Annotated in this window: 9 protein-coding genes; 4 read left to right on the top strand and 5 right to left on the bottom strand. The window is 64.4% G+C overall.

The window, feature by feature from the left end:
• Nucleotides 1-149: 149 nt before the first annotated feature.
• Genes WB785_RS13245 through WB785_RS13235 form a run of 3 tightly spaced genes read right to left on the bottom strand, consistent with a single transcriptional unit; the run spans nucleotide 150 to nucleotide 1884 of the window.
• Nucleotides 150-560, bottom strand: a complete 411-nt coding sequence (locus WB785_RS13245) for an ATP-binding protein (RefSeq protein WP_424079783.1) — start codon at nucleotides 558-560, stop codon at nucleotides 150-152.
• Nucleotides 550-936: an STAS domain-containing protein gene (locus WB785_RS13240; protein WP_424079781.1), complete on the bottom strand. Its 387-nt coding sequence runs from the start codon at nucleotides 934-936 to the stop codon at nucleotides 550-552. Before WB785_RS13240 ends, WB785_RS13245 begins: the two co-directional genes overlap by 11 nt.
• Nucleotides 937-978: 42 nt before the next feature.
• Complete coding sequence (locus WB785_RS13235; protein WP_424079779.1) at nucleotides 979-1884, bottom strand: STAS domain-containing protein; 906 nt, start codon at nucleotides 1882-1884, stop codon at nucleotides 979-981.
• Nucleotides 1885-2044: 160 nt separating this feature from the next.
• On the opposite strand from WB785_RS13235, the gene WB785_RS13230 reads away from it, so the two are divergent.
• Nucleotides 2045-2410, top strand: a complete 366-nt coding sequence (locus tag WB785_RS13230; RefSeq protein WP_424079777.1) for an STAS domain-containing protein — start codon at nucleotides 2045-2047, stop codon at nucleotides 2408-2410.
• Here the strand turns inward: WB785_RS13230 and WB785_RS13225 are convergent.
• The gene (locus WB785_RS13225) at nucleotides 2407-3585 is read right to left on the bottom strand and encodes an acyl-CoA dehydrogenase family protein (RefSeq protein ID WP_424079775.1); all 1179 of its coding nucleotides are present in this window, start codon (nucleotides 3583-3585) and stop codon (nucleotides 2407-2409) included. The two genes, WB785_RS13230 and WB785_RS13225, sit on opposite strands and share 4 nt — an antisense overlap.
• The gene (locus tag WB785_RS13220) at nucleotides 3582-4607 is read right to left on the bottom strand and encodes a phosphotransferase family protein (protein ID WP_424079797.1); all 1026 of its coding nucleotides are present in this window, start codon (nucleotides 4605-4607) and stop codon (nucleotides 3582-3584) included. Before WB785_RS13220 ends, WB785_RS13225 begins: the two co-directional genes overlap by 4 nt.
• A 52-nt stretch (nucleotides 4608-4659) precedes the next feature.
• Here WB785_RS13220 and WB785_RS13215 point away from each other — a divergent pair, with 52 nt between their 5' ends.
• From WB785_RS13215 to WB785_RS13205, 3 genes are all read left to right on the top strand, one after another.
• Complete coding sequence (locus WB785_RS13215) at nucleotides 4660-5055, top strand: nuclear transport factor 2 family protein (protein WP_424079773.1); 396 nt, start codon at nucleotides 4660-4662, stop codon at nucleotides 5053-5055.
• Between the two features lie 5 nt (nucleotides 5056-5060).
• Entirely contained in the window at nucleotides 5061-5474 is a 414-nt protein-coding gene (locus tag WB785_RS13210; protein ID WP_424079772.1) for a hypothetical protein, read from the top strand.
• 80 nt (nucleotides 5475-5554) lie between these two features.
• Nucleotides 5555-6484 (top strand): class I SAM-dependent methyltransferase, encoded by a 930-nt coding sequence (locus WB785_RS13205; RefSeq protein ID WP_424079770.1) that lies wholly within the window; start codon nucleotides 5555-5557, stop codon nucleotides 6482-6484.
• The last annotated feature ends 215 nt before the right edge of the window (nucleotides 6485-6699 follow it).

The raw sequence follows: 6699 nt of genomic DNA, 5'->3' as shown, positions 1-6699 counted from the left end.
CATCCACGCCGTGGCCGAGACCGTCGAGCACGCCGATGAGGGCGCCTGTGCCGCTCACGTCGACCGCGATCAGCCGGTCGCCGCACACGTTTTCGCCCGGCCGCGCCCGCGCCTTGGCCGCCCACTCGATCGGACCCAGCCAACCGTGATCAGCCATTGCGCGGAATCCACTTCCACATCTCGATAACCGTCCCCTGACCCGGTGTGGACTCGACGAACATGCGGTCCATCAGCCGACGCGCCCCGGGCAAGCCAAGGCCTAGACCCCGCCCGGTCGAATAGCCGTCCTCCATGGCTCGTTCGATGTTGGCAATACCCGGACCGTCGTCTTCGGCGCGCACCACCAGTGCCTGCCTGCCCTCTCGATCTTCTACCCCAACGCGAATTTTCCCGAAACCTGCATAGCTGGTGATGTTGCGGGCGACTTCGGAGATCGCCGTGGCGATCATCGTGACGTCGGTCAACGAGAAACCGAGCTTGCGGGCCAACTGATGGCCCGCCTGACGCGCCGCTACGATGTCGTCGGGGTTGCCGACATCGACGATGACATCATCCGCCACCGTCGAGTCCGATCGATTTCCCCAGTCCCAGTTGTTTATTCAGCAGTGCCAGACCCTCTTCTAGATCTAGCGCGGTGTACATGTCGTCGAACATCAACCCCAGTTGGACCATCGCAAACGCGACCTCGGGTTGCAGGCCGACGATTACGGTGTCCGCGCCGCGCAGCCGTGTCATGTGCGCAATCGTGCGCAGCGAGCGGGCAGCGAATGAGTCCATGACGTCGATGGCGGTGACGTCGACGATAATCCCTTGTGCGCGAAAGCGGCTGACCCGCTCCATCAGGTCATAGCGCAGCCGCTCGGTGTCAGAGTCGGTCAGCGCCGCCTGCACTGAGGCAATGAGGATTGGGCCCTGCTTCAGGATCGGTACTGGCATGGCACGCCCGTGTTAGCTGTCATATGCTTTCAGGAAGTACCGCTACCCGCCCGTTTCGCCGGTGCGAGTGACCTCGTAGCCCAGCAGACGTTCGGCTTCTTCGATACCACCTTGCAGGTCACCGACCGCGTTCATCTTGGAGAGATCCAGCCCGATCGTCACCAGGGTGAGCGCGATCTCCGAAGACAGGCCGGTGATGATGACGCTGGCGCCCATCAAGCCCGACGCGTCGACGGTCTGCACCAGATGGTTGGCCACCGTGGAGTCGATGGTGGGCACACCGGTGATGTCGATGACGACGACTTTCGCCCGGTTGGCGCGGATGGCTCGCAGCAGCTGCTCGGTGACCTGCCGGGCGCGCTGACTGTCCAGCACGCCGATGATCGGCAAGATCAGCAACTGCTCGCGCACCTGCAGCACCGGCGTGGACAGCTCGCGGATGGCTTCCTGCTGCTGGCGGATGATGCGCTCGCGTTCCTGCACGAAGCCGACCGCCACAGTGTTGGCGATGCGGTTGGCGGCGGGCTCGTAGGCGTCGAGCACGCGGTTCAGCAGGTCGAAGTCGGTCTGGTACTTCTCGAACAGCGAACGGGCCAGCACGTCGCGCAGCAACAGCACGATGCCGACGACCTCATTGGTCTCCACACCACGGGGAATGATGCGCTCGGACAAGTCGCGCGCGTAATCCTGGAGCGCCTCAACGCTACCGGTCTCGAGCACCTCGACGTAGCTGTCGTACACCGTCGTTGCCTCGGAGAAGATCTCCTCGGGCGACATCGCGGTGAGCAATTCGGCTTCGGTGATTCGGCGGGCCCATTCCTCGCGCAACGCCGTTCGGTTCTGGCGTAAGTGCTGCACCAGCTGCGGCAGCAGCAAACCCTCGCTCGAGATCGACGGCGCCTGGCTGGCGACGGCTGTTCCCGACAGATCTATCGTTTGATCCGACATCAAACCTCCCGGCGTGCCGCAGGTGGGCGGAAGTCCCCGGCCAAGACTAACCGAGCCTCGCCGGACGAGGAGTTGAAGTAATATTTCTGCCAGTTTGCGGCGGCACCGGGTCGGCACCAGGTTCGCCAGGCGCGATGAGACACCCGATTAAGGATGGCCGTTGTCAGCTGCAGATCCGATCACGACTTCCCTCGCGCGCCGCGAAGGGATCGCGGTGGTAAGCATCGGCGGTGAAATCGATTTGAGCACCGCGCCGGCTTTTGAAGCGGCGATCGCCGGAGCGCTTGACGATGATCCGCCGGTTCTGGTCATCGAACTTTCCGACGTGAGCTTCATGGCATCGGTAGGCCTTCGGATCCTGGCGGCCACCCAGGAAAAGGTCAGTAAATCAGTTCAGGTCGCGGTCGTGGCCAGCAATCCGGCGACAAGCAGGCCGATGCAGCTGACCGGCCTCGACAAAGTCCTCTCGCTGTATCCCACGCTGGACGACGCGTTGACCGCGATGGCTGGCGAGCCGAATAACTAAGGCCGCAGCACCTGTCGGGCGATCGCGTACTTGTGCACTTCGGTCGGTCCGTCGTAGAGGCGGAAGGCGCGCATATCAGAGAAGATCATCCCGACCGGCGTCTCGTCGGAGATACCCATGCCGCCGAGGATTTGCACGCAGCGGTCGGCGACCTTGAACAGTTCCTCCGACACATACGCCTTGACCATCGAGCTTTCGTGTCGGCCGGTGCCCCGATCACCCTTGTCCAGCGTCCAGCATGCCCACCAGATCGCGAGTCGGCATTGCTGCAAGGCGATTTCGTTGTCGGCGATCATGAAACTCACGCCCTGGTGCTCGCCGAGCGGTTTGCCGAACGCGGTGCGCTCACGAGCATGCTGCACCGCGATCGACTGCGCGCGCGAGGCGGCTCCCAGCCAGCGCATGCAATGTGTCAAGCGTGCCGGCGCCAGCCGCAACTGCGCATAGCGCAGGGCCTGGCCGACCTCACCCAGTACAGCTGACGCCGGCAGCCGCAGATCGGTGAACCGCACGACGCCGTGGCCTTCGACGTAGTTGCGGTCCATCGTGTTCATCACCCGCTCGAGCTCGATGCCCGGCGTCGCGCCGTCGCACAAGAACAGCGTCGGCCCGTCTGCGCCATGCGGGTTGGGCGCGACACGGGCCATGATGATCCACGTTCGGGCGCCGCGGGCGCCGGTGATCAACCACTTGAGTCCGTTGATGACGTAGTCGGCGCCGTCGAATACCGCCTCGGTGGCCAGCTGGTTGGGATCCGAACCGGCGCCGCCGGGTTCGGTCATCGCGAACACCGACCGCTCTCGCCCCTCGATGACCGGGACAAGGAACTGCTCGACTTGCTCCGCATTGGCGACCCGCCCCAGCAGGAACATGTTGCCCTCGTCGGGTGCGGCGCAGTTGAGCGCCACCGGGCCCAGCGTCGACCAGCCAGCGGCTTCGAACAACACCGCTTGATCGCGGTGTGACGGCTCGCGGCCGCCAAAACGCTTGGGCGCCTGGAACGTCAGCAGCCCCGCTTTGCGAGCCAGTTCCACCAGTTCGGCTCGCAGCTCGTCATCCGGACCGTGCCGGCCCAGACGTGCATCGGCCTCGAACGGCACGATCTGTTCGGTGACAAAAGCGCGGATCTCGTCGCGCAGCGCCGCGGTGTCCGCGGGTATGTCGAAATCGATCATGAGGTCTCCATCAGCTCGCGCGCCTGCTCGAACAGCCGCAACGTGGTGGCATGCAGCAGTTCGCCGACTTCTTTCGGCGCCTTGCCGGCGCAGGCCCTGGCCAGCGTGCCCTCGAGCACGATGCCGAGCTTGAAACACGCCAGCACCGTGTACCAGGTGATGTGCGACAGGTCGCGGGTGGTGTTGCGGGCATACTGCTCCACCAAGTCGGAAGCTGCGGCCAATCCGCCCATCTCGAAGAGCGTGCCGCCGAATGCGGTGGACCCGCCGGACGGCTGCCAGGTGGCCAGCAGCCAGCCCAGGTCCAGCAGTGGGTCACCGATCGTGCACATCTCCCAGTCGACGATGGCGACGACCTGCGGACCGGTCCGGGAGAACATCACGTTGGCGGCGTGGTAGTCGCCGTGCATGATGCCCGGCGTCCACGCCGACGGGCGGCCTTGTTCGAGCCAGTTGGCGACGTCGTGAACCCCCGGGATGTCGGGCCCGGGATAATTTTCGAACTCTCGATACGATTCCAGCTCCGAAAGCCAGCGTGGCACTTGACGTTCCAGAAAACCCTGCGGTTTGCCGAAATCGCCTAGCCCGACCGCGAGGTGGTCGACGGCACCGAGCCTGGCGAGCGCCTCAGCCATCGACAGTCCCATCTTGAACCGCACGGCTGGGTCGCCGGCATGCATCGCAGGCAACTCTTCGCCCGCGTTGAACCCGTCGATGGGTTCCATCAGATAGAAGACCGCGTCACCGAGCACACCCGGGTCGTCGCAGCTGGCGATCAGGTGGGGATGCGGCACGTCGGTGCCGGCCAGCGCGGCCAGGACCTGGGTCTCCCGCATGATCACGACGTTGCTGCGAGGACGCAGGTGCTTTGGTCCGCGTCGCAGTACATACGGCCGGCCCGAACGGGTGAACCGCAACATGATGTTCTGCGTGCCGCCGCTGATTTTGGAGACGTCCTCCAGTGGGCCGTCGCCTAACCCCTGCTGCGACATCCACTGGGCTACGGCGTCCAGCTCTTCCATGGCTACTGGGACCTCCACACTGGGAGAAGCTACCGTCTGCAAGGATCAGGCTATGACGCCACCGGTGATTGCCCGTTGGATCTCGATCATCGAGAACGGCCGTACCGACGAACTGGACGCGCTGATCGCCGACTTGCTTGCTGACGAAGCCGTATTCTTCTCGCCCGCGGTGTTCACCCCGCAGGAAGGCCGAGCCAAGACCCTGATGTACCTGAAAGCGGCCGCGAAAGTGTTCGGCGACACCGACTTTCACTACATCGAATATTGGTACAGCGAGCAGTCCGCGATCCTTGAGTTCGCCGCGACGATCGATGGCACGTACGTCAACGGGATCGACATGATCCACTGGAACGACGACGAGCAGATCGTGTCGTTCAAGGTCATGCTGCGACCGTTGAAGGCGTTGCAGGCGATCATGCCGGCGATGGCAGAGTTGTTGCAGCAGTAGGGTTCATGACCGATAGGCCCGCCCGCGAGAGCGACGTTCATGAGATCGCCGCCGGGATGCCGTATGCGCGTCGCATCGAGGGGCCGAAGGGCAACGCGATCTACCAGGTGGGCGGCAAGTCGTTCGTGTTCTTCCGCACCCCGCAGCCTGATGCCGTCGACCCCGATACCGGGGAACCCCTCAGCGACGTGATCATGATCTGGGTGGATTCCGAGAGCGACAAGTTGGCGCTGGTGCAGGATCCGGGTTCGCCGTTTTTCACCACCGCTCGATTCGACGAGCATCCGTCGGTGCTGATCCGGGCCTGCAGGTTGGCCGACATCAGCAGGACGGAGCTGGCCGAGCTCATTCAAGACGGCTGGCTATCGCGCGCGTCGAACCGTCGGGCGGCCGAGTGGATCGCGGCGAATCGTCAGTAGCGTCGGATGAGATTGCGCCAAGGAGCTTCTCAGACAGGCGGCGTACTGTCCGGTGCTGGCCGGCGATGGGAGGAATGACGATGCCGCGGACCGACGACGATTCCTGGGAGATCACCGAAAGCGTGGGGTCGACAGCGCTCGGAGTCGCCGCGGCTCGCGCCGCCGAAACCGATAGCGAGAACCCGCTCATCCGCGATCCTTTCGCGCGGGTATTTCTCGAGGCGGCTGGCGACGGCATGTGGAGTCTGATGGCCAACCCCGCCAAGGCGGCCGAGCTGACCGACGACGCGGATCTGCTGGCCAACCTTCAGGTGTTGATCGACTTCATGGCCGTGCGCACAGCGTTTTTCGACGAGTACTTCCTCAACGCGGCGGCGTCCGGCATTCGGCAGGTGGTGATCCTGGCGGCCGGTTTGGATGCGCGCGCGTGGCGGCTGCCATGGCCGGACGGGACCACCGTGTACGAGCTGGATCAGGCGAAGGTCCTGGATTTCAAATCGACCGCACTGAAGCGCCGCGGCGCGCACCCGACGTCTGAGTTGGTGAGCGTCGCAATCGACTTACGGCAGGACTGGCCAACGGCGTTGCAGCAAGCGGGATTTGACCCATCACAGCCCACCGCATGGTCGGCGGAGGGGCTGCTGCGGTATCTGCCGGCACAGGCCCAGGATCTGCTGTTCGAGCGCATCCTGGCGTTGAGTCCTTCCGGCAGTTGGCTGGCCACCAACGCACCCGCGGAGAGTGCGCTGGATCCTGAGCGGTTGGCCCGTCAGCGTGAACAATCGCACCGCTTGCGCGCCGCGGCAGCTCGGATGCTGGCCACCGAGATGCCCGCAGATGAGGACCTGTGGTACCCCGAGGAACGTACCGACGTGACCGAATGGTTGCGTGATCACGGCTGGGATGCCTCGGCGATCACGATGGGCGAGATGCTGGACCGCTATGGACGCGACGTCCCCGCCGACGAGATACTGCCGCCAACCGTTTTCGTATCCGCCCAACGGCGATAACGAGCCCTTGGTGCGCAATGGTTTTCGTTTCGATCCGCTCCGCGACGGGTAGGCAGCCTGTTCAGGACTAGCCGAGGAGATAGAAACGTGCACACCGCGTTAGAACATGAGCCGCCTGGGCCGCAGAGTCCCGAACCGGTTACGCCAGCAGAAACTCCGGAGCGGCTGACGCCCGCCGAGGAGCCCGAGCGGGTCACACCGGCGCCGCAGGAACC

Origin of the sequence: Mycobacterium sp., from assembly GCF_049585075.1 — a bacterium.
Classification (GTDB): domain Bacteria; phylum Actinomycetota; class Actinomycetes; order Mycobacteriales; family Mycobacteriaceae; genus Mycobacterium.
The sequence above is the reverse complement of the archived record's forward strand: the minus strand, read 5'-3'. Positions and strand labels throughout refer to the sequence as shown.

Excerpts from the sequence above, each read along its gene's own strand:
- WB785_RS13220 (WP_424079797.1), bottom strand. The coding sequence starts at position 4,607 with ATGGAAGAGCTGGACGCCGTAGCCCAGTGGATGTCGCAGCAGGGGTTA.
- WB785_RS13240 (WP_424079781.1), bottom strand. The coding sequence starts at position 936 with ATGCCAGTACCGATCCTGAAGCAGGGCCCAATCCTCATTGCCTCAGTG.
- WB785_RS13235 (WP_424079779.1), bottom strand. The coding sequence starts at position 1,884 with ATGTCGGATCAAACGATAGATCTGTCGGGAACAGCCGTCGCCAGCCAG.
- WB785_RS13210 (WP_424079772.1), top strand. The coding sequence starts at position 5,061 with ATGACCGATAGGCCCGCCCGCGAGAGCGACGTTCATGAGATCGCCGCC.
- WB785_RS13205 (WP_424079770.1), top strand. The coding sequence starts at position 5,555 with ATGCCGCGGACCGACGACGATTCCTGGGAGATCACCGAAAGCGTGGGG.
- WB785_RS13215 (WP_424079773.1), top strand. The coding sequence starts at position 4,660 with ATGACGCCACCGGTGATTGCCCGTTGGATCTCGATCATCGAGAACGGC.
- WB785_RS13225 (WP_424079775.1), bottom strand. The coding sequence starts at position 3,585 with ATGATCGATTTCGACATACCCGCGGACACCGCGGCGCTGCGCGACGAG.